Genomic DNA, 25112 nt, shown 5'->3' with positions numbered 1-25112 from the left:
GCGTCCCCCCGCGCTCCAGACAGTGGCCCGGGATGCGCTTTCCTTGTCTGAAAGGCCGGTCTCCAGGGCCTGTCTCAAGCCACACCGGCGCAGAACCACCCGTGCGTGCCGCCATCACCCGGAAATGAGCACTTAGTCTGGGGGCCAGGGACACTCGGGCCGGGTTCCGGTCCGGCCGGAGCCAGGAGAGACGCGGATGGCGTTCTTGTCACGGCTGTTCAGGCGGGGCGATCCGCTGGCCGAGCGTGAAGAGGCACGCCGGCAGGGGATGCGGGACGCCCGGCGGCATCCCCTGGGCGAGTTCACCGATCCGGAGTTCCAGCCCGCGTACGTGACGGAGATCCGTGCCCGGGCCCGCGAGCAGATCACCGAGGTCGACCGGCGGCTGGCCGCCACCCGGACGGCGCTGACGGAACGCGCGCTCGGCGAGCGGGAGATCATCCTGCGGGAGCTGGGCAGGAGCGACACCCTGCCCCAGCCGTCCCCGAACGGCCACACTTCCGAGCCGCACCCGGGCACCACCCCCGGGGCCCCGCCCCGCGCCGCCCTCGAGAACCACCAGGGCACCGCCGAGGCCCGGCCGGACGCCGGGCCCGGCGCGGCGGCTGAGGGGGCACGATCCACGCAGCGGGATCCGTTCATCTCGATCGCCGAGGCCAGGGCGCTGCGGGCGGAGGCGCGGCGGCGGGCCCTGGTCGAGGAGGCGAACGCCGGCGTGCAGCGGGCCAGAGCCCGCATCGAGCACCTCACCCAGGAGTGGGAGAGCGCGCTGATGCAGCGCGACCACGAGGTGGAGGCGGTGCAGGCTAGGGCCGAGCAGCTCATCGCCGCGTACAAGAGCGGCGTGCTGCGGGCCCATCCCCGCAAGGAGGAGGTCCCGTCGTTGTGGAAGGGCGAGATCATCGCCATGGACGCCACGGCGGGCAACCCCACGGCGGTCTCGGGCCGGCGGGAGATCGGGCGGATCCTGCGCGAGGTGGAGAACCGCATCGAGGTGTGGCACGCCGAGGTGCTGCCCAGGGAGTTGCCCGGCCGCTCCCGCCGCCGGCTCTCACCGGGCGGACCACCCGCTGACGACGCCGGCGCGGAGGACGACCCGGGCGGGAGAGCCGGCGCGGACCCGGAGGACGGTGACGAACCACCGCGCGGGCAGCACGACGACCCGCCTTCCCTTCGCGATCAGGAGGACGGCGCATGAGGAGGAAGGCCGCGCGGGCACGGCGACGGCTGACGGCATCTTCACACGATCGGGAGGACGGCGGGTGGCGGAGGACAGCGGCGGGGCCCGGGCGCGGCGCGTGGCCCCGGGACGAGCCCGTACGGCGCGTCGCGTGGTCGCGGCGTTGGCGGTGCTGCCGGTGGTCGCGGCCGGCGTGACGGCGTGCGGGACGGAGGCCAGGGGGCTCTGCGGCGTGGTCGTCGACTCGACCAGCTACGCCGATCCGGCCACCTCCAGGAACGACGTCACCTCCAAGATGCCGGCGTTCGCGGAGGGGTGCGACTGGATCGGGTTCGCGGCCGTCACGGGCAGTTCGGAGAGCAGCGCCTGCCGCCAGGACCCGGTGCCCGTCGCGGCTACCCGGGCGGAGAACCCTAACGACAACCCCGTGGTCGAGGATCGGGTCAGGAAGCACCGGATCACGCAGGTGGTGCCGAGGGCGGTCGAGCTGTTCGACTGCCCGACGGAGGGCGAGGGGTCGGACGTGCTGGGGGCGCTGCGCTACGTGGCCAAGCAGCTCGCCGCGCAGCGGCAGCCGGACAAGGCGCACCGGCTCATCGTGTTCAGCGACCTGATCAGCAACCGGGGCGAGCTGGACGTCAACAAGCTGGACCTCGGCGAGGACGCCCGCCGGCAGAAGATCAAGGAGTTGCGGGACGCGCGCCTGCTGCCCGACATGAACGGGTACGCGGTGGTCGTGCATGGGTTCCTGCGGAAGAAGACGTCGAGCCCTGACCGGTTCCCGCAGCTGGAGGCGTTCTGGCAGGAGGCGTTCGAGGCGGCCGGCGCGGCCACCGTGGACCTGCTGTGAGGCGCGACCCCTCGCCGAGAGCGCTCTCTGACCTGTGACGCGCACCTGCCCACGCAGCCGCTGTGCGGATTGTTGACACGGGGTAAGCCGTGTGTTCACATCGTTGAGAGAGCGCTCTCTCGCATCCACACCCCCCATGGAGCGATGATGACAACAGCGAACAGGCGCCGGCGCCGCCTGGCACCCGTGGCCGTGGTGCTCATTGCACTTACCGGCCTGCTCGTCCAGATGACCGCCGGAGCCTCGGCCTCCGTGCCGCCCCCGCCGGCCGGCTGGTCCCTGGTCTGGGCCGACGACTTCGAAGGCCCGGCGAACACCCTGCCCTCATCGAACAACTGGATCATCGACACGGGCCACGCGTACCCCGGAGGACCGGCCAACTGGGGCACCGGCGAGATCCAGAACTACACCTCCAGCACCTCCAACCTCAGCCTCGACGGCTCGGGCAACCTGCGCATCACCCCGCTCCGGAGCGGCTCGGGCGAGTGGACCTCGGCCCGCATCGAGACCCGGCGCTCGGACTTCAAGCCCGCCGACGGGCGCGTCCTGCGCATCGAGGGCCGCATCCAGATGCCGAACGTGACCGGCAACGCCGCGCTCGGCTACTGGCCGGCGTTCTGGGCGCTCGGGTCGCCGTACCGGGGGAACTACTGGAACTGGCCGGGGATCGGCGAGTTCGACATCATGGAGAACGTCAACGGGCTCAACTCCGTGTGGGCCGTGCTCCACTGCGGCGTCGCCCCCGGCGGCCCCTGCGAGGAGAACAACGGCCTCGGCGCCAGCCGTGCCTGCCCCGGCGCCTCCTGCCAGTCGGCCTTCCACACCTACCGCTTCGAGTGGGACCGCAGCACGAGCCCCAACCAGCTGCGCTGGTACGTCGACGGCCAGCTGTACCACAGCCTCAGCCAGTCCCGGTTCGACGCCACGACCTGGAACAACATGACCGGCCACGCCGGCTACTTCCTGCTGCTCAACGTGGCCATGGGCGGCGCCTTCCCCAACGGCGTGGCGGGCTTCGGCACCCCGACCGGGGACACCGTGCCTGGCAGGCCGATGCTGGTGGACTACGTCGCGGTCTGGCAGAGCGGCACGGGCGGCGGCGATCCCGACCCCGACCCGAGCGACCCGCCCGGCAGTGTCGACGCCCGCTCCACCATCCAGGCCGAGCGCTACACCGCCCAGTCGGGCACCATGGTCGAGTCCACCACCGACTCGGGCGGCGGCCAGAACGTCGGCGGCCTCTCCAACGGCGACTGGCTGCGCTTCGACGGCGTCACGTTCGGCTCGCAGGCCGCCCGCCAGTTCAAGGCCAGGGTGGCGTCCGGGGCGGGCGCCGGGGTCAGCGGGCTGGTGCAGGTGCGGCTCGACAGCCCCACCGCCGCCCCCATCGGCGACTTCGCCATCGGGAACACCGGCGGATGGCAGAGCTGGCGCACCGTCCCGGCCAACATCTCCGGCGTGACGGGAACGCACACGGTCTACCTGACCTTCAGCAGCGGCCAGCCGGCCGACTTCGTCAACGTCAACTGGTTCACCTTCTCCACCTCCTGACCGCCTGTCCCGGCCTCCGCCGGCGGGCCCGTACGCGCGTGAGCCCCGTGCGTACGGGCCCGTGCGCGGTCAGGAGCGGGTGCGGCGCTGGAGGACGATGCGTTCGGCCCAGCTGGCGGCCTCTGGGTCTTTCAGGCCCTCCACCACTCCCCCGAGGTAGGCCGTGGCCAGGCTGTCGAAGCCGCTGTCCAGTTGCCGCAGCCGGCTCGCCCGGCGGCGCTCCGCCGCCTCGACGTAGTGGACGATGCTCTCCGCGTAGCCGGCGTCGTGCTGGTAGGCCGCCTGGGCCTCGGCGAAGACGCGGGCCTCGGCGTCACGTTTGGCCCGCAGCTCCCTGAGGCGGCGGTCGTTGGGGTTGTGCATGCGGCGGCCCAGGTCGGCGGCGATGAGCGCGGTGGCCACGAGCAGCGCCAGCAGGAGGACCATGGTGGGCAGCTGGCCGACGCCCTCGGAGGTGGGGCCGATCTCCTGCCCGTCCACGACCAGGGGCCTGACCAGGGCGTCCCGGCGCAGCACGGCCACGGCGACGATGAGGCCGAGCCAGACCGTCGCCACGCCGATCAGCAGCCAGCGCCCCTGGGACGAGCTGCCGTGCTCCTGCCAGGAGCGGAACGCGCGACCGTACATGTGCGGCGCCACCAGCATGATGAGGGCGGCGCCCGCGGCGAGGAGCGCGGTCATCGCGACGCTGTCGCCCCAGCTGAGGATCACCTGGTAGAGGATGGGCACCTCGACGACCAGCAGGAGCAACAGGAGGAGCGCGGCGGGCAACCAACGGCGGACGACCGGCCAGCGGCTGCCGGAGACCGCGATCGAGCTGGGGCGTCCGTCGCCGGGACGCCTGCTGGGTTGTTCGAGCTCGGTGACGCGCTGCCTGCTGTCGTCGAGGGCCTTGCGTGCCTCCCCGAACGCGCGCTGCGACTCCGCCAGGCGGATCTTCTGCGCTTCCAGCTCGGCGCGGGCCCGCTGGATCTCCCGTTCCGTGCACTCGTCGATCCTGGCCAGCTCTTCCAGGCGTTCGTCCTCCAGCTCGTGGAAGCGGGGCACGCTGCCGGTCTGGAGCGTGAGCGTGTCGAACTGGCCGCCTTCGGCGTGGGCGCGGCCCAGCGCGCGTTCCTCGCCGCGGCGCCGCGCCCACTCGGGCAGGCGGTAGAGGTCGCCGTCGTACGCGGCCGCGGGCGCGACTCGGGTGACCTCGCCGTCGGGCTCGGCGGATGCTTCCTGCTTGCGGCGGACGAAGCGCATCTGGCCTCCCTGCGGGGTCCTGCCCTCGATGCTAAGTCGCCGGGCCGCTGATCGACGGCTGGAGCCCGTACGGGAAATCCGGGTGCGGCCGGGCGGCCGTCAGGTGGAGTCCCTGACCACGAGCCGGGCCGGCAGCACGACGGATGTGGCGTGGCCGCCGTCCAGGCGCGACATCAGCAGCCGGGCGAGCGCCAGCGCCTGCTCGGCGACGGGGACGCGCACGGTGGTGAGCGGCGGGGTGGTGGCGGAGGCGGCGTCGATGTCGTCGAAGCCCACGATCGCCAGGTCGTCCGGCACCCGCCGCCCGGCCTTCCGCGCGGCCCGCAACGCCCCGATGGCGAGCTGGTCGCCGGCCGCGAAGATCGCGTCGAGTGACGGGTTGTCCTCGATGAGCCGGCGTGCGGCCGCCGCGCCGGAGGCGCGGGTGTAGCCGTCGGCCGGGGTCAGGAGCGGTCTCAGGCCGGCGCGGTGCAAGGCCGCGCGGTGGCCGGCCAGGCGGTCCTGGATGGAGATGAGGTCCATGGGGCCGCAGACCATGCCGATGCGTCGGCGCCCGCGTGCGACGAGGTGCTCGGTGGCGGCCGCCGCTCCCCCGGCGTTGTCGACGTCCACGTACGGCACCAGGGAGGCGACCGCGGGTTTGCCGAGCAGCACGATCGGCACGCCGGTCCGCGAGAGCCGCTCGGCCAGGGTGTCGCCTCGGTCGGGCGGCAGCAGCACGACGCCGTCCGACAGCCGCCCCTCGACGTGGGAGACGATGCGGCGGTGGCTCTCCGCGGTGTCGGCCAGCATGAGCGTGATCTGTTTGCCCGCGCCCTCCAGCATGCTGGTGACGTACTGGACGACGGCCGCGGTCAGCGGATCGCCGCCCTGCCGGGGCACCGACAGGACGAGCGCGACCGTGTTGGTGCGCCGGGTGACGAGGCTGCGGGCGGCCGCGTTGGGCACGTAGCCGAGCTCTCTGACGGCCCGCATCACCGTCGCGCGGACCTCGGGGCTGACGGAGGTCTCGCCGTTGACGACGCGCGAGACGGTGGCCCTGGAGACGTGGGCGCGGGCGGCCACGGTCTCCAGCGTGGGCCGCCTGGCGCGGGTCCCTGGCAGGCCGTTGCGCGCGATGACGTCGCGATACCACCGGGCGCTGTCCTTCGGCCGGCGTCGCTGGGTGGCGAAGTCCACGTGCACGAGTCCGAACTTGCGCTGGTAGCCGTCGGTCCATTCGAGGTTGTCGAGCAGCGTCCAGACGAAATATCCGCGGACGTTGGCGCCGTCGTCGATCGCAGTTTTCAGAGCGCGCAGGTGTTCCTCGATGAAACCGATTCTCTCGAGGTCGTGAATGCCGTCGCCGGTCGCCACGTCGACGAAGTCGGCGCCGTTCTCGGTGATCAACAGCTCGGTCTGCGGATATTCCCGGGAAAGGCGCCCGAGCAGCTGGGAAAGGCAACCGGGCACGATGGGCCAGCCCATTGCGGTGACCGCCGTGGGCACCGTGCAGAAAAGCACACCCTCGCTTCCCGGGAAAGCAGGGTCCGCGGGTTCGCTGGGCTGCGCCTGCACCACCAGCGGCGCATAGTAGTTGACGCCGAGCAGGTCGACGGGCTGGGCGATGACGTCGAGGTCGCCGTCGCGGACGTGACCGAGCCCCGCGTGCCGCTCGATGAGCGGGACCAGGTCGGCGGGGTAGGCGCCGCGCAACATCGGGTCGAGGAACTGCCGGTTCACCAGGGCGTCGATCCTGGTCACGGCCTCGGTGTCCTCCTCGGTCAGCTCCCTGCCGAAGTCGCTAACCTGGGCGGGCGTGAGCACGGGCGAGATGTTGAGCGCGGCGCCCACCTCGGAGGCCCCGGCGGCGCGCAGCGCCTGGACGCCCAGCCCGTGGGCGAGCAGCATGTGGTGCGCGCTCATGAAGGCGTCGGCCGTCGACGTCCTGCCGGGCGCGTGAATGCCCGAACCGTACCCGAGGAAGGACGCCACCCACGGTTCGTTCACCGTGAACCACGTGCCGACCCGGTCGCCGAGCCGTTCGTGCACGACCGTGGCGTAATCCGCGAAATGGTGTGCCGTGTCGCGAACCGGCCAGCCGCCTCCATCTTCCAGCGCCTGCGGCAGGTCCCAGTGATAAAGGGTGGCATAGGGCGTGATGCCCGCGGCTATCAACTCGTCGACCAGCCGGTCGTAGAAGTCGAGCCCCGCCGCGTTCACCTTTCCGCGGCCGTCGGGAATCACCCTGGCCCAGCTCACCGAGAACCGGTAGGCGGCTATTCCGAGGTCTTTCATCAACCGCACGTCCTCGGCATGGCGGTGATAGTGGTCGCAGGCCTCGGCGCGGTCGGCGGAGAAGCCGTCCCAGATGGACGGGCCGCGGCCGCCGGCGGTCGTGGCCCCCTCGATCTGGAAAGCGGAAGTCGACACCCCCCAGACGAAACCCTCGGGGAAACTCGCTGCGCTCATCGTGGTGAAAACCCTCCGGACAATGTACGAGCGCCCAGTCTCCCGCGCGCCGCGCGTCGCGCGCCAGCCTGGCCAGGCTGTATACAGAGCGCGTGGAACTGGACCGGCTCGATCGTGACATCATCGCGGCGCTCGTCGACGACGCCCGTGCGACGTACGCGGACATCGGCGCCCAGGTGGGGCTGAGCGCGTCGGCGGTCAAGCGACGGGTCGACCGGTTGCGGGCGACGGGGGCGATCACCGGGTTCAGCGCCCGGGTGGCGCCCCAGGCGCTGGGCTGGACGACCGAGGCCTACGTGGAGCTGTTCTGCCAGGGCAAGACCAAGCCGTCGGACATCGCTCTGGCCGTTGCCAGGTTCCCCGAGGTGGTGGGCGCGGCCACGATCACGGGCGAGGCCGACGCGCTGCTGCACATCAGGGCGACGGACGTGCGCCACGTGGAGCGGGTGATCGAGCGCATCGCGGCGGAGACGTTCGTGGTGCGGACCAAGAGCGTCATCGTGCTCTCCAGGCTGGTCGACGCACCACCCGGCACCACTGTGCCGGAACCGCGCAACGGACCACGCACGGACGCCTGAAAGTCGCAACAGACCTGCGCGTATGCGCAATGTCGGAGTCTTGGCCGCCACCGGCAGCGGTTCCTAGGCTGGCTGCGTCACCCCGGGAGGGGATTTTCCCTGGTCAACGATGATGGAGCGCTGCATGCCCAAACACTTCCTCATGTGTCGCCCTGAGTTCTTCGCCGTCGAATACAGCATCAATCCGTGGATGCGCCCAGAGGCGGGCGCGTCGCGCGACGTCGCGGTGCTGCAGTGGGAAGGGCTCAAGGCCGCGTACGAGGAACTCGGCCATCGCGTCAGCCTGATCGACCCGATCGACGGGCTGCCCGACATGGTGTTCGCCGCCAACGGCGCGCTGGTCGTCGACGGGCGCGTCTACGGCGCCAGGTTCGCCTACCCGCAGCGCGGCCCCGAGGGCCCCGCCTACCTGCGCTGGTTCGCCGCGCGCGGATACCCGGTGCACGAGCCCCGTCACGTCAACGAGGGCGAGGGCGACTTCCTCGCGCTCGACGAGGTCGTGCTCGCCGGCACGGGGTTCCGCACCGACGTGCGCGCCCACCAGGAGTCGCAGGAGGTCCTGGGCCGCCCGGTGATCTCGCTGACGCTGGTCGACCCGCGCTTCTACCACCTGGACACGGCGCTGTTCCCGCTGGACGGCAGGAACGTGGCCTACTACCCGCAGGCCTTCTCGCTGGGCAGCCAGGAGGTGCTGCGCCGCATGTTCCCCGACGCGGTCCTGGCGACCGCCGAGGACGCCGAGGTGCTCGGCCTGAACGCGGTCAGCGACGGCACCCACGTGGTGATGAACGCCGAGGCCTCCACCCTGCAGTTGGAGATCAAGCGCCGAGGGTACGAGGTGATCCCGGTCGACCTGTCGGAGTTGCGCAAGGCGGGCGGGGGTCCCAAGTGCTGCACACTGGAGATCAGGGGGAACAAGTGACCATGACCACCAGCGCGGAGCTAATCGAGGTCAGCGAGAGCCGCAGCGCGCACAACTACCATCCACTGCCCGTGGTGATCCACGAGGCGCACGGGGCGTGGGTCACCGACGTCGAGGGGAAACGTTATCTGGACTGCCTGTCCGGCTATTCCTCGCTCAACTTCGGCCACGGCCATCCGAAGATCATCGAGGCGGCGCGGGACCAGCTCGAACGGCTGACCCTGACCAGCCGCGCGTTCTACCACGACCAGTTCGCGCGGTTCTGCGCCGGGCTCGGCGACCTCACGGGCAAGGACATGATCCTGCCCATGAACACCGGCGCCGAGGCGGTCGAGACCGCCATCAAGGTGGCGCGCAAGTGGGGCTACCAGGTCAAGGGCGTCGAGCCCGACCAGGCCAACATCATCGTGATGGAGAACAACTTCCACGGCCGCACCACCACGATCATCAGCTTCTCCACCGACCCGGACGCGCACGACGACTTCGGCCCCTACACGCCGGGCTTCAGAACCGTGCCGTACGGCTCGGCCGAGGCGGTCAGGCAGGCCGTCGACGCCAACACGGTCGCCGTGATGGTCGAGCCCATCCAGGGCGAGGCCGGGGTGCTGGTGCCGCCGGAAGGCTACCTGACCGAGCTCAGGCAGTTGTGCTCGGACGGCGGGATCCTCATGATCGCCGACGAGGTCCAGTCGGGTCTGGGACGCACCGGGCAGACGTTCGCGTGCGACGTCGAGGGGGTCGTGCCCGACATCTACGTCCTGGGCAAGGCCCTCGGCGGCGGCGTCGTACCGGTTTCGGCCATCGCGGCCGACCGCGACGTGCTCGGCGTCATCCACCCCGGCCAGCACGGCTCCACGTTCGGCGGCAACCCGCTGGCGTGCGCGGTCGGCATCGCCGTCGTCGAGCTGCTGAACACCGGCGAGTTCCAGGCCAGGGCCGCCAAGCTCGGCGAGAGCCTGCACAGCCGGCTGCGCGGGCTGCTCGGCAGGGGCGTCACCGAGATCCGCGGGCGGGGCCTGTGGGCGGGCGTGGACATCGACCCGTCGCTGGCCACCGGGCGCGAGGTGTCAAACTCACTGCTGAAGCGGGGCGTGCTGGTCAAGGACACGCACGGCTCCACGATCCGGCTGGCCCCGCCGATCGTCGTCTCCGAGGACGACCTGATCTGGGCGATCGACCAGCTCGCCGACGCGATTCACGCCATGAAGGAGCAGTAGGAAGAAGGCATGGCGTCAGCCCCGGGAGCGGTGACGGTCTTCGTCTCAGCCCACGCGTACGGACTCGATCGGCTGCATGACGTCGTTGCGCGACTCGTACCAGGTGAGCGTGCCGGGGAGGGTCAGCGTGGCCAGCGCGTTCTGGAACCAGGGGCCCTTGATGATCTTCCAGCGGAACGGCGGCCGCGGGATGCCCGCCGAACGCGCCAGCAGGCCGCCCACCAGCGTGGCCAGGCCGAACTGGGTGACCACGTTGGCCCAGCGCAGTAGCCGGCTGAGCGGGTTGCGGATGGGCGAGCACACGACCTGGTAGATCGGTCCCGAGTCGGCCTTGGCCAGGTAGGAGTAGTGCACGTCGCCGGAGAGGATCAGCACGGGCTTGCCGAGCTCGACCAGCATTCCGGCCAGGTCGTCGAACGAGCGCCGGAACGCCGCCCAGTGCTCCAGGTCGAAGGCCTGCCGGAGCGCCTCGGAGCACCTGGCGACGAGGCGGCCCCACGTGCCGTCGCACAGGGCCTCGTTCCAGTTCTGCACCCCGTGGACACCCTCGGGCAGCAGGAACGGGATCGACGAGCCGATGATCAGGCGCTCGGCCGGGCGGGTGACCTGCTCCTGCAGCCAGGCCCACTCTTCGGGGTCGAGCATGCGGCGGTCGCCCGGGGTGAGCTGCCTGGCGCACCGCGTGTCGACCATGATCAGGCGGGTGTCGCCGAGGTCGCGGGCGTAGCTCCAGCGGTTGCTGCTCGGCTCGGTGTCGGCCTTGTCGGCGAACGCGTCGAGCGCGTCCCCGGCGTCGCCCTCGCCGCTCAGCAGCTTCTGCAGGAGCGGATCCTCGGCGCGCTCGGCCGGCGAAAGATTGCCGAGATGCTGGTAGACGTAGTACGCCCCGAGCCCGGCGACGACCCTGCGGCGCCACCATGGTGTCCTGGCCATCTGCTCCCGCCAGGTTTTCGAGGTGTTCCAGTCGTCGCGCACGTCATGGTCGTCGAAGATCATCGCAGTCGGCACGGTGGACAGCACCCAGCGGATGTCGGGGTGGGTCCACGCCTGGCGGTAGAGCTCGGCGTATTCCTCGAAGTCGGCGATCTCGCCCTGCGGCTCGGTGTCCCGCCGCGCCCTGATGTAGGCCAGGATCTCGGGTGACGGGCTGTCGGCGTAGACCTGGTCGCCGAGGAACAGCAGCAGGTCCGGCCACTCCTCGTCGCCGGCCTGCGCGAGATGGGTGCCGAGCTCGCCCAGCATGTCGTAGCCGTGCGTGATCACGTGCGGGGCGTCGCGCGGCACGCTGGTGCGGCAAGAGCCGAACATCAGCTTGCGCATTCCCTCCGCGGGCAGCAACCGGATCCGGCTGGGCGGGTGACTCTCCAGGGGCCATACGGCCTCCCCGTCGAGTGTGACGGAATAGGACCCGATATCCTGGGTGAGTCCAACGAGATCCACGATCGCGTAGTGGTGTCCGTGCACGGTGAAGGTAGGCGACCGGTAAGCCCTGCCGTCCGCTTCGACGGTGACCGTGCAAGGGTCGGCGGTCTCCACCCAGATCGAAGCGCTGTCACGATCGACATAACGCAGCATCGGCCCCACCACGAGTGCGGGCATTCCACTCCTCAGATCGACGATTCGGCACACATCCGCACGCAAGCCTGCCAGAGTGGCGACGCTCGTGACACCTCTGATCACCGGCTGGGATTTGTCCAACACCTAGGCAAGATCAAACCCCCGCCATAGGATGATCGTAACAAGATCGCCCAAAAAGGAAGGCAAAGGCGCCTTCCCTACATAAAGGGCGTAAATACCAGGAGGAAACTCTTCGATGAGCATCATGGTGCCGTCAACGACGCCGGCCCTGATCACACCGGGGCGTCAAGCACTCGACTCCGCTCTCCACCAACTCGACCAGGCCGCCGAGCATCTCGGGCTCGACGACGGGCTCCGTACGATGCTGGCGACGCCCCGCCGCTCCCTGACCGTCTCGGTCCCGGTGCGGCGCGAGGACGGACGTCTCGACGTCGTCCAGGGCTACCGGGTCCAGCACAACGTCTCACGCGGCCCCGCCAAGGGCGGGCTCCGGTTTCATCCCGGCACCGACATCCACGAGGTCACCGCGCTCGCGATGTGGATGACGTGGAAGTGCGCACTGGTCGGCATCCCGTACGGCGGCGCCAAAGGCGGCGTGGCCGTGGACCCGTCCGGGCTCACCACCCGCGAGCTGGAACGGCTGACCCGCCGCTACGTCAACGAGATCCTGCCGCTGATCGGCCCGGAGAAGGACATCCCCGCGCCCGACGTCGGCACCGACGAGCAGACCATGGCGTGGGTCATGGACACCTACAGCGTCAACGCCGGCTACTCCGTGCCCGGTGTGGTCACCGGCAAGCCGATGACGCTGGGCGGCTCGCTCGGTCGCGCGAGCGCGACCTCGCGCGGTGTGCAGATCGCGGCGCTGGCCGCGCTGGGCGGCTCGCCCGAGGGCGTGACCGTGGCCGTGCAGGGCTTCGGCAAGGTGGGGGCGCTCGCCGCCCAATACCTGTCCGACGCCGGCTGCAAGGTCGTGGCCGTCTCCGACGTCACGGGCGCCGTCCACGCGAGCGGCGGCCTCGACATCGCCCGGCTGCGCGCCTGGGTCGCCGAGGCCGGCGGCGTGCACGGCTACCGCCATGCCGACGCGCTGGCCCGCGACGACCTGCTCGAACTGGACGTCGACCTGCTGGTCCCGGCCGCGCTGGAAGGCGCGATCACCGAGGCCAACGCGCCCAGAATCCGGGCCAGGCTGATCGTCGAGGGCGCCAACGGCCCGACCACGCCGCAGGCCGACGAGATCCTCGCCGCCTCCGGCACCATGGTCGTGCCCGACATCCTGGCCAACGCGGGCGGGGTGATCGTGTCGTACCTCGAATGGGTGCAGAACATGCAGGCCTACTCCTGGAGCTCCAGCGAGGTCGAGCTGAAACTGCGCGACCTCATGCAGGGCGCCTACTCCGAGGTGAAGTCGCTGGCCGCCGAGCGCGGGCTGACGCTCAGGCAGGCGGCGCACGTCATCGGTGTGGGCCGAGTGGCCGACGCGCACCAGATGCGCGGCCTCTACCCGTAACGTCCAGCGAGTTCAGACCAGCGGTGGTCAAGGACGACCGCCGGCCTGAACGACCGGGGCCCGCCGTCCGGGGCGGGCCCCGGCGCTCTTCTTGGACTTATTTCCGCAGCTCCGCGTAGTCGAGCGCGGCCACCAGGCCCTCCAGATCGCGCATGAGCCGCTCGGTGCGCTCGGCGCCGAACGCGACCGCGACGAGCCCGTGGTGCTCGGCCACCGCTCCGTCGACCCGCGCGAGCAGCTCCGCGCCCCGGTCCGAGACGAACACCGCCACCCGCCGCCGGTCGCCCTTCGACGGCCCGCGGTAGACCAGCGCCCGCTCGATCAGCCGGTCGATCGCCTTGGTCAGGGTCGGATGGGGCATGAGCACGGCCGCGGCCAGCTCGCCCATCGAGTCGCCCCGCCCGTCGGCCAGCGCGCGCATGATGCGCCACTGCTCGACGGTGACGTCCTCGCCCGCCAGCGCGGCCGCCAGCCCTCGGTTGACGCTGCGCTCCGCGCGGCTCAGCAGATAGGCGAGCGAGGACCCGAGGCCTGAGGAGGTCATGGGAGGAGGTCCTTTCGTCGGAGAGCTTGAAGGGAGGATACTCGTCGGCGTGGCGGCGACCGTCGATCCTCTCGAAGCGCGGCTCCTCCCGTCGGGTGCGATCAGGATCGGCCTGGTCGTGCCCGTGTCCGGGGTGCTCGGCCTGATGGGGCCCTGCGCCATCAACTGCGCCGTGCTGGCGGCGGAGGAGCTCAACGCCGCGGGGGGCCTGCTGGGCAGGCCGGTCGAGCTGGTCCTCGTCGACGGCGGACGACCCGCGCGGCAGGTGGCGGCCGAGGTGTCCGAGCTGGTCAGGACGGGCACGGTGCAGGCCGTCACGGGCGCCCACGCCAGTGACGTGCGGGTCGAGGTGGTGGCCGCGATCGCCGGGCGGGTGCCGTTCGTCTACGGGCCTCCGTACGAAGGCGGGGGGCACGCGCCGGGCGTCTACTTCCTCGGCGAGACCCCCGACCGGCAACTCGCGCCGGGCATCGAGTGGCTGGTCGGCACCCGACGGGCACGACGGTGGTTCCTGCTGGGCAACGACTACATCTGGCCGCGCCTGGTGCACGCGAACGCCCGGCCGCTGCTGCGCGCGCTCGGCGCCACCGTGGTGGGTGAGAGCCTCGTCCCGTACGGCGACGCGGCGCGGCGGCTCGACCGGGTGGCGGACGCCCGTCCCGACGCCGTCCTGCTGACGCTGATCGGCAGCGACCTCATGGACTTCAACCGCGCGTACGCGGCCGGCGGGCTCGGCGCGACCCGGCTCTGCGGCGCGCTGGAGGAGCACGGCCTGCTGGGCATCGGCGGTGACGTCACCGGCGGGCTGTACGCGTCGATGGGCTACTTCCGCGACCTGCCGACCGAGGCGAGCCTCGCCTTCGCCCAGCGGTACGCGGCCCGCTTCGGCCCCGACGCCCCCATGCTGAACGCCCACGGCCACGGCTGCTACGAGGCCGTCGCGATGCTGGCCGCGCTGTGCGGGCGGGCGGGTTCGCTGGCCGTGCCCGCGCTCGACGCGGTGGCCGACGGCGCCACCATCACCAGCGCACGCGGGACGCTCACACTGCTGGGACGGCAGGTGCACCATCCCGTTCACCTCGGCAGGGCGGACGGCCTGAGTTTCTTTCTAGAGAAACCTTTTCACTAGAAAGCTTTGGATCTAAGGTGCGAGACGCCCCCGACGCACAAGGAGCCGTCCCATGAGCACGATCGAGCAGTTCGGCTACCGCCAGGAGCTCCAGCGCTCGCTGGGCTTCACCGACCTGATGATCTACGGCCTGATCTTCATGGTGCCGATCGCACCGTTCGGGATCTTCGGCAACGTCTTCTCCGTCTCCCACGGCATGGTGGCGCTGGCGTACGTGATCGGGTTGGTGGCGATGGCCTTCACGGCACTGTCGTACGCGCAGATGGCCAAGGCGTTCCCGATGGCCGGGTCCGTCTACACGTACGCGGGCCGCGGCATCGCCGCCCCCGTCGGGTTCATGGCCGGCTGGGCCATCCTGCTCGACTACGTGCTCGTGCCGTCGCTGCTCTATCTGGTGGCCAGCGTCGCCATGAACTCGTTCGTGCCCTTGATTCCCGTCTGGGCGTGGCTGGCGGCGTTCGTGGTGCTCAACACCGTCGTCAACTACCTCGGTATCCAGATGACGGCCAGGATCACCCGGATCATGCTGGCGGCCGAGCTGGTCGTACTGGCGATCTTCCTGGTGGTCGCCGGCGTCGCGCTGGCGCAGGGCAAGGCGCAGACCGGCGCACTCACGCCGATCTTCGACTCGTCCGGGTTCACGTTCAGCGTGGTGTTCGCCGCCGCGTCGGTGGCCGTGCTGTCGTTCCTCGGCTTCGACGGCATCTCCACGCTGGCCGAGGAGAACCGGGAGGACGCCCGCAGGCTCGGCAGGTCCATGCTGGCCGCACTCGGCCTGGCGGCCGTGCTGTTCGTCACGCAGACCTGGGTCGCGGCCCTCCTCACCCCCGGCCGCGACGCCCTGATCGCCGACGGCGACCCGGCGGGCAACGCCTTCTACGACACGGCCGCGTACGCCGGCGGGCCGTGGCTGGCGGTGCTCACCGCCGTGGCGACCGCCGTCGCCTGGGGCTTCGCCAACTCGCTGGTCGCGCAGGCCGCCACGTCGCGGCTGCTGTTCGCGATGGCCCGCGACCGGCAACTGCCCGCCTTCCTGTCGCGGGTGAACGCGAAGCACAAGGTGCCGGTCAACGCGACCCTCGCGGTGGCCGCCGTCTCGCTGGTCCTCGGCGTCTTCATGAGCACCAGGGCGAACGGCGTCGGCGAGCTGGCCTCGCTGGTGAACTTCGGCGCCATGTCCGCTTTCCTGGTGCTGCACGTCTCCGTCGTCGTGCACTACGCGGTCAAGCAGCGCAGCACCAACTGGTGGGCCCACCTCGTCGCCCCGGTCATCGGCTTCGCCGTCCTCGTGGCCGTCGTGTACAACCAGAACGTCGCGGCCCAGTGGGTCGGCGGCGTGTGGCTCGCCATCGGCCTGGCCATTCTGGGCATCACCTACCTGATCGGCCGTAAGCCCACACTTCCCACGGAGGTCTCGTGAACGTCGTCTCCTACCACCCCGCGCCGGAGGACCTGAGCTACACCTTCGGCGGGCGCACCGCCGTCGGTAAGGTGCGGCCGGGCACGATCGTGGAGCTCTACACCGAAGACTGCTTCGGCGGCCTCGTCCGGCACGTTGACGACCTGCCGTCCCAGGTGTGCGAGTTCCCCTACCTCAACCCCGTGACCGGCCCCTTCCACGTGGAGGGCGCCGAGCCGGGCGACACGCTGGCCCTGCACTTCATCGCCATCACCCCGGCCAGGGACTGGGCGGTCTCCACGACGTTCCCCCACTTCGGCGCGCTGACCGGCACCCACACCACGGCGATGCTCCAGCCGCCGCTGGAGGAACGGGTCTGGCGCTACGACATCGACCTCGCCAAGGGCGTGGCCGTCTACCACGCCCGCAACAGCGACTTCAGCGTGGAGCTGCCGCTCGACCCGATGCACGGCACCGTGGGCGTGGCCCCGGCCGCGAACGAGGCCCGCATGACGATCACCCCCGACGCGCACGGCGGAAACATGGACACCCCCGAGCTGCGCGCCGGCGTCACCGTCTACCTGGGGGTCAACGTCGAGGGAGGGATGTTCTCGATCGGCGACGGCCACGGGCTGCAGGGCCACGGCGAGGTCTGCGGCACCGCGGTCGAGGCGGCCATGAACACGGTCGTCGCGGTCGATCTGATCAAGGGGGTCGCCACGCCGTGGCCCCGGATGGAGGACGACCTGCACCTGATGTCCACCGGGTCGGCCAGGCCCCTGGAGGACGCGTACCGGATCAGCCAGCACGACCTGGTCACGTGGACGTCGGAGCTGACCGGGCTGGACACGCTCGACGCCTACCAGCTCGTCAGCCAGGCCGGGCAGGCGCCGGTCGGCAACGTGTGCGACACCAACTACACGATGGTCGCCAAGCTGCCCAAGGCGTACACGGGTGGCGCGGCGGTCTACGACTCCACGCACGCCCGCCTGCGCGCTCTCGCCGCCCAGTACACGACTTAGTAAAGAGGAATGTCGCAGGTCAGAGGTCTGATCATCTTCGCCGTAGGCTGGCCGGGTGCTCAGGTTGGTGTTGTCCCTCGCCCTGATCGACCCGACCGCCGTCACCGAGGTGTCCCAGCGCAACGTGCCCTCCGCCCGTGTCCTGACGCCTGACGGGGACCGCCTCGGCTACGCGCCGGTCGCGCGCCCCTACGCGGGGGCGCGGCGCCTCACCGGGGTGCTGCTCGGTCACGACCCCGTCTCCCGGCGGGACGTGTTGTGCGGCGGCACGGTGATCGGCTCGCGCAGCCGCAGCCTCGTGCTGACGGCCGCGCACTGCCTCTACAACCACGGCCGGTCGCTCGAGAACCTGGCCTTCCTGCCCGGCTACGACGGCGGGCGGCCGGGGCTCGGCGTCTGGCCCGCCGTGCGCACGTGGGTGCCGGCGAGGTGGCGCAACCGGCCGTACTCGCCGGGGCTGCTGCCGTACGACATCGGGCTGGTGGGGGTCGGGCGCGGCAAGCGCCCGCTGGAGGCCGTGACCGGCCGGGGGCTGCCGACGATGACCACGGCCAAGGGCGCCACGTTGGAGGGCCTGGAGTTGCTGGGCTACCCGGCGGGCAAGGGTTATCCGGGCACCCGGCTGTACCGGTGTGTGGGTGACGCGTCGGAGGCGATCTTCGAGGGGCCGGGGCTGATGGTCACCCGCAACTGCCACGCCGCCGCCGGCGGCAGCGGCGGGCCCGCGATGTACGGCGGCTCCGTGGCGGGGGTCGTGTCGTCGTCCAGCCCGCTGAGCGACTCGAAGGGGTACACCGTGCTCGCCCGGCTCGGTGAAAAGCCGTTCAAACGCATGTTCGCCAGGGCCGACCGGACGATGCGGCTCAGGCAGCGCGGCTGAGCCGTCCGGACGCGGCTCGGGCACACGCGGCGGGGCCGCCCGTCGCGGGCCGGGCGGCGTCCGGCGGGCACCGCCCAGATGTCAGGCGGCGTGCTCGGCGATCTGCTCGCAGAGCGCGTGGGTGGCCAGGGCGTCGCCGGCGTCGATCACCCGGCCCTCGCGTACGGCGGCGAGGAACTCCAGGCAGATCTGCTCGATGCCGCGCTGCCTGGCCACCGGCACCCAGTCGGGCCGCCTGACGAGGCTCTCGCCGCCCTTGTACTCGATGACGTCGCCGAGGTTGACCACGCGCCGCTTGCCGCCGTCGCCCATGGCCTCGCAGGACTCCTCGGAGGCCCCGCCGACCCGGTTCATGACGCCGATGGCGGTGAAGCCGTCGCCGGACAGCTCCAGGACGATGTGCTCGATCAGGCGCTCGCGGACGCGGGTCCTGATCGTGGTGTCGGTGACCGGGCCGGGCGCGAGGAATCTGAGGGTGTCCGCCACGTGGATGAAGTCATCAAATATCACCCGGCGGGGCGTGTCGGGGTGATTAGCGCGATTTTTCTCCATGAGGAGGAGATGGCGCGGATGAGAGGCAAGTCCGACATATCCGGGCGCGTGCCGGCGGTTGAACCCCACCATCAGAGACCGGCCCTCGGACCTGGCCAGCCGCACGAGCCGCTCGGACTCGGCGAGGGTGTAGGCGATCGGCTTGTCGACGTAGACGTGCACACCCGCCCTGAGCAGCGGCTCGACGATCTCGGGGTGGGCGTCGGTGGCGGCGTGCACGAACGCCGCCTCGACGCCGGCCTTGATCACTTCGTCCACGCTCGACGACCGGGCGGCGATCCGGTAGGTGTCGCCGAGCCGGTCCAGCCGGGCCGTGTTGCGCGTACAGAGGTGCAGGTCGAGGGCGGGCTGGGCGGCGAGCACCGGAAGGTAGGCCTTCTCCGCGATGTCGCCCAGGCCGATCAGGGCTGTCTTCACGCGTCGAGCGTAGCCTTGAGCGCGTCCTCGATCGGGGTGGGCGCCACGCCGAACGTACGCTGGAACGCCGAGGAGTCGAGCACGTACGGCGCGACGAACTGGTAGCGCGTGTGCTTCAGCTCGCCGAGGAAGGGCGAGAACAGCCCCACCGCCCGCAGCAGCGGCCAGGGCAGCTGCCTCATCCGGGGGGCGGGCCGCCCCAGCAGCGCGGCCATCTTCTCCCCCAGCTGGCGGAAGGTCAGCGGCGCGCCGGTGGGCACGTGCCACGGCCTGCCCCAGGCCCGCTCGTCACCGCCCGCCGTGATCAGCGCGTCGGCCACGTCCGGCAGGTACGTCCAGCTGTGCGGCATGTCGGCCGGCCAGACGAGCGGGACGGTCTTGCCCGCCCTGAGCGGCCCGATGAAGCGTTCGCCCAGGTAGGACTGGTCGGTCGCGCCCGGCCCGAAGTAGTCGGAGCCGCGCACCTCGGTCACCCTGATCCGGCCGGCCTCGTGCGCGGCCAGCGCGTCGGTCCACATCTTCGCGCGTACTCGCATCTTGGGGGTGGTGGAGGCGAGCGGCAGGTCCTCCGTCATCGGCACGGAGACCGGCCCGTACGGGTAGAGGTTGCCGAGGATCACCAGCACGGCGCCGCTCGACTCGGCGGCGGCCAGGAATGACGCGGCCATCGGCGGCCAGTCGGTGAGCCAGCGGTGGTACTGAGGGTTGACGCAGTTGTAGAGAACGTCGGCGCCCTTGGCGAGCTCGGTGAGCCTGGCCTGGTCGGCGACGTCGGCGGCCACCTTGACCGCCCCGTCGGGACCGCGGCCCGAGCGGGTGACGACGACGACCTCGTGTCCCTGCGCGACGAGCTTGGCGGCCAGATGCGTGCCGACCTGGCCGGAGCCCACGACGACGTGCTTACCCATGTGCAGACCTGCTTCCAGATGATGCGGAGAACCGCGTTGACGAAGAGCGCGGCGAAGGCGTCCGCGGGGTGGCCGGCCCGGCTCGGGGCCTGCAGTGACCACCCGTTCCCTTACGAGAGCAATGCTCTCCCAAAAGAGCGATGTTCGTCAAGAGCGGCGCTCTCGTTTTTTTGCACCGCTCTGATAATCTGGGGAGCATGACTGCCAGCCGTACCGCAAGAGAACGTGTCAGGGCCGAGCTCACCAGGGAGATCACCGACATCGCGCGGCGCCAGCTCGCCACGGAGGGAGCGGGCGGCCTGTCGCTGCGGGCCGTCGCACGGGAGATGGGCATGGTCTCCTCGGCCATCTACCGCTATTTCCCGAGCCGCGACGACCTGCTCACCGCACTGATCGTCGACGGTTACAACGCCCTGGGGGAGGCCGTGGAACAGGCCGGGTCCGCCTGCCCCCGCGACGACTTCCCCGGACGGTGGCTGGCCGCCTGCCACGCGGTGCGCGAGTGGGCCGTCGCACACCCGCACGAATACGCCCTGATCTACGGCTCCCCCGTACCCGGCTACCAGGCGCCCCAGGACACCATCGCGGCCAGGGTGCGCGACGTCGCCGTGTACGGCCGGATCATCTCCGACGCCTGGGAGGCCGGCGCGATCACCCCGCCCGCGGACCACGCCCCCGAGGAGCTCGAACGCGACGCCGGCTCCTTCCGCGAGCTCATGCCGGGCGTGCCCGACGCGGTGATCTGGCGAGCCGTCTCGGCGTGGACCGCACTGTACGGGTGGGTCGGCTTCGAGGTGTTCGGCCAGTTCAACAACGTGATCGAGAACCGCAGGACGGCGTTCGAGCACGCGATGCGACTCGCGGCGGACACGATGGGGATTGCTCAGTGACACTTACTAAGTTTTACTGACTATATGGCACGGAAGACATCCGAGCTCGGCCGCTTCACCGACGTGGCGCTGCTGGTGCTCATCAGCCTGGCCGAAGGGCAGAAACACGGCTACCGGATGATCCACGACATCGAGAAGTTCTCGGGCACCGCGCTGGAGCCCGGCACACTCTACGGCGCGCTGATGCGGCTGGAGGAGCGCGCGTGGATCGAAGCGGTCGAGACGGCCGAGCGGCGCAAGCCGTACCGGATCACGGAGAGGGGGCGCGAGGCGCTGCGGGAGCAGCTCGCCACGCTGCGGCGCATCGAGCAGGCGGGCGCACGGCGCACCGCGATCGTCTGGGGGACGACATGATCCTGCGCGTCATCGCCAAGTCGACGGTGAGCCTCTATCCGCACGCGTGGCGGCAGCGCTACGGCGACGAGGTCGCCGACCTGGTCGCCTCCCGGCCGGTGCGCGTACGCACGGTGCTCGACCTGATCGGGGGCGCGGCCGACGCGTGGCTCCACCACCGGCGCATCCCGGGACGGCGGCCGTTCCGCATTCCCGCCACCGCCGTCCTGTACGTCCTGGGCGCCGCTCTGTGGTTCCTGTGGAATCCGAGTACGCGCGACCGGCAGAGCCTGCACCGCGTCTGGGCCGAGGCCACCGACATGGGGACGCTCGCCCAGACGCTGCAGGGCATGGCGACGTCGTTGTTCGTCACGGCGGGCGTCATGGGAGCACTGGCGATGACGCCGGTCGTGCTCGCCGCCCGCGGCGCCATGGACGACCCCGTGCATGGGCTCGTGACGCGTGAAAGGGCTCGGCGCGTGGTCACGACGGCGCTCTCCGTCGCCGTCCCCATCGTGCTGCTGGGCCACCTCTCCTACGCGACGACCTCGGCCGGGCCTCTTGGCGACGCGATGACGGGCGGCTTCTTCGTCCCGGGCATCCTGGCGTTGTCGTTGCCCGTGTTCACGGTGGCGGCGGAGGTTCCCTCGCTGACGTCCGAGGCCGGGACCGGCGCCAAGGTGCTCGCGGTGGCGGCCATCGTCACCGCGCTGGCCTGGTTGCCCGTCGCGGCTCTGACGCTGCTCGGTCTGGCGCAGGCGCCGTGGACGTTCGCGGCGGCGGTCACCGTGAGCGCGCTGGTCAGCGTCTGCATGGCCGGGCTGGCCGCGCGGCACGCGCTCAGGCGGAGCCGGACCGTGACAAGCCCGCTCACCGCCGTTTGAGCAGCGGCACCAGCACCTCGTCCACGATCTCGACCACGAGGCTGTCCGGGATGGGCGTGCCCTGGAAGAGAAAATGGTGCCGTAGCAGCGCCTGCCCGGCGTCGAGCCGTCGAGGGGTGACGTCGCGGGGATCGACCTCACCCCGCTCGACGGCCCGGCGGACGACCTCCTCCATCATCTTCCTCCCGACGCCCTGCGTGCTCCTGCGCATGGCGCTCAGCGGCGACTCGCTGCGCAGCGCCTCACCGAGCAGGCCGCGCATCGCCTCGCCGGCCGGACCCGACAACGCCTGCGCCGTACGGCTCAGCATCGCCACCAGGTCGTCGCGGAGGTTGCCGGTGTCGGGCGAGGACTCCGGGGTGGGCAGCGAGCTGTAGACCGCCTCCATCACCAGCTCGATGCGGGAGGGCCAGCGCCGGTAGAGCGAGGCCTTGCTGGCCCTCGCCCGCTCGGCGACCCGTTCCATGGTCAGCCCGGCGTAGCCGACCTCGGCCAGCTCGTCGAGCGTCGCCTGGTAGATGGCCGCGTTGAGCGCCTCGCCCCGGCGCCGCGGCAGTTTGCGGTGGTCGGTGACCATGACACGCATCTTAGGTAGCGCGGGCGACCGTGCCCGCGCCGCCGTCGACGGTGACGATCTCGCCGTCCTGGAGCACCGACGTGCCCGTGCCCGTGCCCATGACGGCCGGGATGCCGTACTCCCTGGCCACGATCGCCGCGTGCGAGCCCGCGCCGCCCGTGTCGACGACCACGGCCGCCGCCTGCTGGAAGAGCGGCGTCCACGAGGGGTTCGTGTACGGGCAGACGAGCACGTCGCCGCCCTTCAGCTTGCCGAAGTCGGCCGGCTCCCTGATCAGCTTCACCGGCCCGGTCGCGACGCCGCCGCTCGCGGGCGACCCGGTGAGGAGCGCGTCGCCCGTCGCGCGGGACGGGAAGACCGCGGCCGGGTCGATCAGCCGCACACCGGACAGCTCCTCCCGCTTGGCCGCCCGCGCCCTGACCTTCTCGCGCAGCCGCTCCCTGTCGTCCACGGACAGCGCGGTGACGTCCCCGATCGCTTCGAGCTCCTCCAGCCGCAGGTGGAAGACGTCCTCGGGCCGGTCGAGCACCCACACGTCGGCCAGGCGGCGGCCGATCTCCACCAGCGACCTGCGCAGGACGGGCTGCGGCAGCGTGAAGGAGAAGTGGCTGTCCTCGCGGAAGGCGACGCCCGCGCGGGCCGCCGCCGCCCAGCGCCGCACCCGGGCGCGGCGGCGCTCGGAACGCAGGCGCGGGTGACGGAGCAGGCGGTCGAGCGCGTCCTCGCCCTCCTTCTTCCCGGGTGGGGCGCCGGCCAGCGCCCTGACCAGGCCGAGCACGGCCTCAGGAGCGTCCGCCCAGGTCGGCGGGGTGACGAGGACGGGGCTCGACGTCTCCCGGTGACCGTACTCGGCGAGGAACTCCCGCAACTCGCCCTCGAACTCGGCCGGCAACGGGTCCGCGTCAAGCGCTCCGGTGCGCCTGGCCACCCGCGCGAGCCGCTCCAGCGCCTCGTTGGCGTCGGTGGTACGGGTACGCGCCCCGTACAGCAGGTCGCCGAACAGCTCGCGGCGGCCCAGCAGCCGGACCGCCATCAGCAGCCGCAGCAGCGCGAGCCCCGAGCCCGGCAGGTAGTCCATGCGCAGGCCGGCCACCGGCTGCACGACGTCGAGCACCTCCCTCGGCACGCGGACCAGCCGCTCCCACGGCATCGACCCGAGATCGCGCGAGGCCAGCTCCCTGGCCCGGTGGAGATAGTCGCGGTAGCGCGGGTCCTCGGTCCAGCGGGCGGGGTCGTACCGTCTGGCCCTGGCGAGGAGCCGGAACGGGGTGAGCAACATCCTCGGCGTCGGATGCGGCTTCGGCGGCACGAGCTGGTAGACGACCCCGTCCTCCTCGCGCAGGAAGTTCTCGAACGCGCCCCGGATCCCGTACGAGGACGTGATCTTGCGCATGAGCCCGGCCGGGCCGTACGGCAGCCAGGTCGTCACGTCAATCGGGTACGGCCGCTCAGGGAGGTATTCGAGCAGAACGGTCACCAGCCGGCGCTGGATCGGGTTGAGCTTCCCGACCGGTGGCGGCGGCAGCGCGGTCATCGGCCGCGCCTGCAGCAGGTGCACCCGGCCGCCCGCGTAGGCCCACTCGATGTCCTGGGGGCGCCCGAAGTGCGCGGCGACGTCTCTGCCGAGCCGGGCCAGTTCCTCCACCACCGCATCGGGCAGCCGCTCGGCGGCGTCCGCCGCGCCGGTCTCGCGGCTGACGCCGCCGCCGGAGGTACCCCGGATGACCACCTCGCGGCGGCCCGGAGTGAAGTCGACGTGCCCAGAGGCGCCGACCACATAGTGGTCGGGCGTGACGAGCCCGGAGACGACGGCCTCCCCGAGGCCGCTGCTGGCGTCGATGACGAGTTGCGCGCGGTCGCCGGTGACGGGGTTCGCGGTGAACATGACCCCGGCCGTCTCGGCCTCCACCATGCTCTGCACCACCACCGCGATCCGCACCCCTGAACCGTCGATGGCCAACCTCGCGCGGTAGGCCTTCGCGCGATCGGTCCACAACGAACCCCAGCAGCGGCGCACGGCGTCGAACAGCGCCTCCTCGCCGACCACGTTGAGGTAGGTGTCCTGCTGACCGGCGAACGCGGCCCCCGGCAGGTCCTCGGCGGTGGCACTGGAGCGCACGGCCACGGGCCCGCCGCCGAGACCGGCGTAGGCGTCGGCGATCGCCTCCGCCAGGTCGGCGGGCAGCTCGGCTTGCTCGAAGTACTCGCGCGTGTCATGGCCCTGCGCGACCAGCCCGTACGCGTGGGTGGTGACGATGAAACCACCCGGCACCGGCAGGCCCTTCCTGACCAGCTCCCCCAGGTTCGCGCCCTTGCCGCCGGCCACGGCCAGATCGTCATGGCCGAAGGCGTCCAGGGGTGCGACGAGGCTTCCGGTCGCTTCCCGGCTTTCACGGTTTCTCTCGGCTTTCACGTCATCTCCTCGTCATCCACTCCGGAGTGGCGACCACGACAGTGCTTCCGGCGTACGGCCGCGGCGCGGTCACCACCGC

Annotated in this window: 22 protein-coding genes; 14 read left to right on the top strand and 8 right to left on the bottom strand. The window is 71.3% G+C overall.

Going from position 1 to position 25112, the window contains the following annotated elements; genetic code table 11:
- Positions 1–196: 196 nt before the first annotated feature.
- The 3 genes from GUY59_RS06760 (at position 197) to GUY59_RS06750 (ending at position 3581) form a co-directional block, all read left to right on the top strand.
- Positions 197–1198, top strand: a complete 1002-nt coding sequence (locus GUY59_RS06760) for a hypothetical protein (RefSeq protein WP_138199258.1) — start codon at positions 197–199, stop codon at positions 1196–1198.
- 133 nt (positions 1199–1331) lie between these two features.
- On the top strand, positions 1332–2030 hold the full coding sequence (locus GUY59_RS06755; RefSeq protein ID WP_138199259.1) for a vWA domain-containing protein: 699 nt from the start codon (positions 1332–1334) through the stop codon (positions 2028–2030).
- Positions 2031–2177: 147 nt separating this feature from the next.
- Positions 2178–3581, top strand: a complete 1404-nt coding sequence (locus GUY59_RS06750; protein WP_138199260.1) for a glycoside hydrolase family 16 protein — start codon at positions 2178–2180, stop codon at positions 3579–3581.
- 69 nt (positions 3582–3650) lie between these two features.
- Here GUY59_RS06750 and GUY59_RS06745 read toward each other — a convergent pair whose 3' ends face one another.
- Together GUY59_RS06745 and GUY59_RS50555 are read right to left on the bottom strand one after the other, a co-directional pair.
- On the bottom strand, positions 3651–4826 hold the full coding sequence (locus tag GUY59_RS06745; protein ID WP_138199261.1) for a hypothetical protein: 1176 nt from the start codon (positions 4824–4826) through the stop codon (positions 3651–3653).
- Positions 4827–4925: 99 nt separating this feature from the next.
- Entirely contained in the window at positions 4926–7238 is a 2313-nt protein-coding gene (locus tag GUY59_RS50555) for a GH1 family beta-glucosidase (RefSeq protein ID WP_442938961.1), read from the bottom strand.
- A gap of 131 nt (positions 7239–7369) precedes the next feature.
- Here GUY59_RS50555 and GUY59_RS06735 point away from each other — a divergent pair, with 131 nt between their 5' ends.
- From GUY59_RS06735 to rocD, 3 genes are all read left to right on the top strand, one after another.
- A complete protein-coding gene (locus GUY59_RS06735; protein WP_138199263.1) occupies positions 7370–7855 on the top strand; it encodes an Lrp/AsnC family transcriptional regulator in 486 nt (161 codons plus the stop codon).
- Between the two features lie 124 nt (positions 7856–7979).
- Entirely contained in the window at positions 7980–8777 is a 798-nt protein-coding gene (gene ddaH / locus GUY59_RS06730) for a dimethylargininase (protein WP_132333967.1), read from the top strand.
- A gap of 2 nt (positions 8778–8779) precedes the next feature.
- Positions 8780–9994, top strand: coding sequence for an ornithine--oxo-acid transaminase (gene rocD, locus GUY59_RS06725; RefSeq protein ID WP_138199264.1), 1215 nt, complete (start codon positions 8780–8782; stop codon positions 9992–9994).
- 45 nt (positions 9995–10039) lie between these two features.
- Here rocD and GUY59_RS06720 read toward each other — a convergent pair whose 3' ends face one another.
- On the bottom strand, positions 10040–11593 hold the full coding sequence (locus tag GUY59_RS06720) for an alkaline phosphatase D family protein (protein WP_171055304.1): 1554 nt from the start codon (positions 11591–11593) through the stop codon (positions 10040–10042).
- Positions 11594–11807: 214 nt separating this feature from the next.
- Here GUY59_RS06720 and GUY59_RS06715 point away from each other — a divergent pair, with 214 nt between their 5' ends.
- Positions 11808–13085 carry a Glu/Leu/Phe/Val family dehydrogenase gene (locus tag GUY59_RS06715; RefSeq protein WP_132333966.1) on the top strand — a complete coding sequence of 426 codons (1278 nt, stop codon included), beginning with the start codon at positions 11808–11810 and terminating at the stop codon, positions 13083–13085.
- A 97-nt stretch (positions 13086–13182) separates the two neighbouring features.
- Here the strand turns inward: GUY59_RS06715 and GUY59_RS06710 are convergent, their stop codons facing one another.
- Positions 13183–13629, bottom strand: a complete 447-nt coding sequence (locus GUY59_RS06710; protein WP_132598133.1) for a MarR family winged helix-turn-helix transcriptional regulator — start codon at positions 13627–13629, stop codon at positions 13183–13185.
- A 49-nt stretch (positions 13630–13678) separates the two neighbouring features.
- Between GUY59_RS06710 and GUY59_RS06705 the strand changes: the two genes are divergently transcribed.
- From GUY59_RS06705 to GUY59_RS06690, 4 genes are read left to right on the top strand one after another with little or no spacing between them, the layout of a single operon-like run.
- Positions 13679–14758: a substrate-binding domain-containing protein gene (locus GUY59_RS06705; RefSeq protein ID WP_252374830.1), complete on the top strand. Its 1080-nt coding sequence runs from the start codon at positions 13679–13681 to the stop codon at positions 14756–14758.
- A gap of 52 nt (positions 14759–14810) precedes the next feature.
- Complete coding sequence (locus GUY59_RS06700) at positions 14811–16178, top strand: APC family permease (protein WP_138199266.1); 1368 nt, start codon at positions 14811–14813, stop codon at positions 16176–16178.
- On the top strand, positions 16175–17179 hold the full coding sequence (locus tag GUY59_RS06695; RefSeq protein ID WP_138199267.1) for an acetamidase/formamidase family protein: 1005 nt from the start codon (positions 16175–16177) through the stop codon (positions 17177–17179). The genes GUY59_RS06700 and GUY59_RS06695 overlap by 4 nt, the downstream gene beginning before the upstream one ends.
- Before the next feature lie 55 nt (positions 17180–17234).
- Complete coding sequence (locus GUY59_RS06690; RefSeq protein WP_138199268.1) at positions 17235–18059, top strand: trypsin-like serine peptidase; 825 nt, start codon at positions 17235–17237, stop codon at positions 18057–18059.
- 81 nt (positions 18060–18140) lie between these two features.
- On the opposite strand, the gene GUY59_RS06685 is transcribed toward GUY59_RS06690, so the two are convergent.
- Both GUY59_RS06685 and GUY59_RS06680 read right to left on the bottom strand, forming a co-directional pair.
- Complete coding sequence (locus GUY59_RS06685; protein WP_138199269.1) at positions 18141–19028, bottom strand: Gfo/Idh/MocA family protein; 888 nt, start codon at positions 19026–19028, stop codon at positions 18141–18143.
- Positions 19025–19936, bottom strand: a complete 912-nt coding sequence (locus GUY59_RS06680; RefSeq protein ID WP_138199270.1) for an NAD-dependent epimerase/dehydratase family protein — start codon at positions 19934–19936, stop codon at positions 19025–19027. Before GUY59_RS06680 ends, GUY59_RS06685 begins: the two co-directional genes overlap by 4 nt.
- A gap of 197 nt (positions 19937–20133) precedes the next feature.
- Between GUY59_RS06680 and GUY59_RS06675 the strand changes: the two genes are divergently transcribed.
- Genes GUY59_RS06675 through GUY59_RS06665 form a run of 3 tightly spaced genes read left to right on the top strand, consistent with a single transcriptional unit; the run spans position 20134 to position 22043 of the window.
- A complete protein-coding gene (locus tag GUY59_RS06675) occupies positions 20134–20826 on the top strand; it encodes a TetR/AcrR family transcriptional regulator (RefSeq protein ID WP_138199271.1) in 693 nt (230 codons plus the stop codon).
- Positions 20827–20850: 24 nt separating this feature from the next.
- The gene (locus GUY59_RS06670) at positions 20851–21180 is read left to right on the top strand and encodes a PadR family transcriptional regulator (RefSeq protein WP_138199272.1); all 330 of its coding nucleotides are present in this window, start codon (positions 20851–20853) and stop codon (positions 21178–21180) included.
- Positions 21177–22043: a hypothetical protein gene (locus GUY59_RS06665; protein ID WP_138199273.1), complete on the top strand. Its 867-nt coding sequence runs from the start codon at positions 21177–21179 to the stop codon at positions 22041–22043. Before GUY59_RS06670 ends, GUY59_RS06665 begins: the two co-directional genes overlap by 4 nt.
- Here GUY59_RS06665 and GUY59_RS06660 read toward each other — a convergent pair.
- The gene (locus tag GUY59_RS06660) at positions 22030–22629 is read right to left on the bottom strand and encodes a TetR/AcrR family transcriptional regulator (protein WP_201760569.1); all 600 of its coding nucleotides are present in this window, start codon (positions 22627–22629) and stop codon (positions 22030–22032) included. The genes GUY59_RS06665 and GUY59_RS06660 overlap by 14 nt on opposite strands.
- Before the next feature lies 1 nt (position 22630).
- On the bottom strand, positions 22631–25033 hold the full coding sequence (locus GUY59_RS06655; RefSeq protein WP_138199275.1) for a PEP/pyruvate-binding domain-containing protein: 2403 nt from the start codon (positions 25031–25033) through the stop codon (positions 22631–22633).
- Positions 25034–25112: the final 79 nt, after the last annotated feature.

The sequence above is a fragment of the Nonomuraea sp. K271 genome (assembly GCF_009908215.1).
GTDB classification, from domain to species: Bacteria; Actinomycetota; Actinomycetes; order Streptosporangiales; family Streptosporangiaceae; genus Nonomuraea; species Nonomuraea longispora.
Note: the sequence above shows the minus strand (reverse complement) of the source record. Positions and strands in the feature narration are given on the sequence as shown.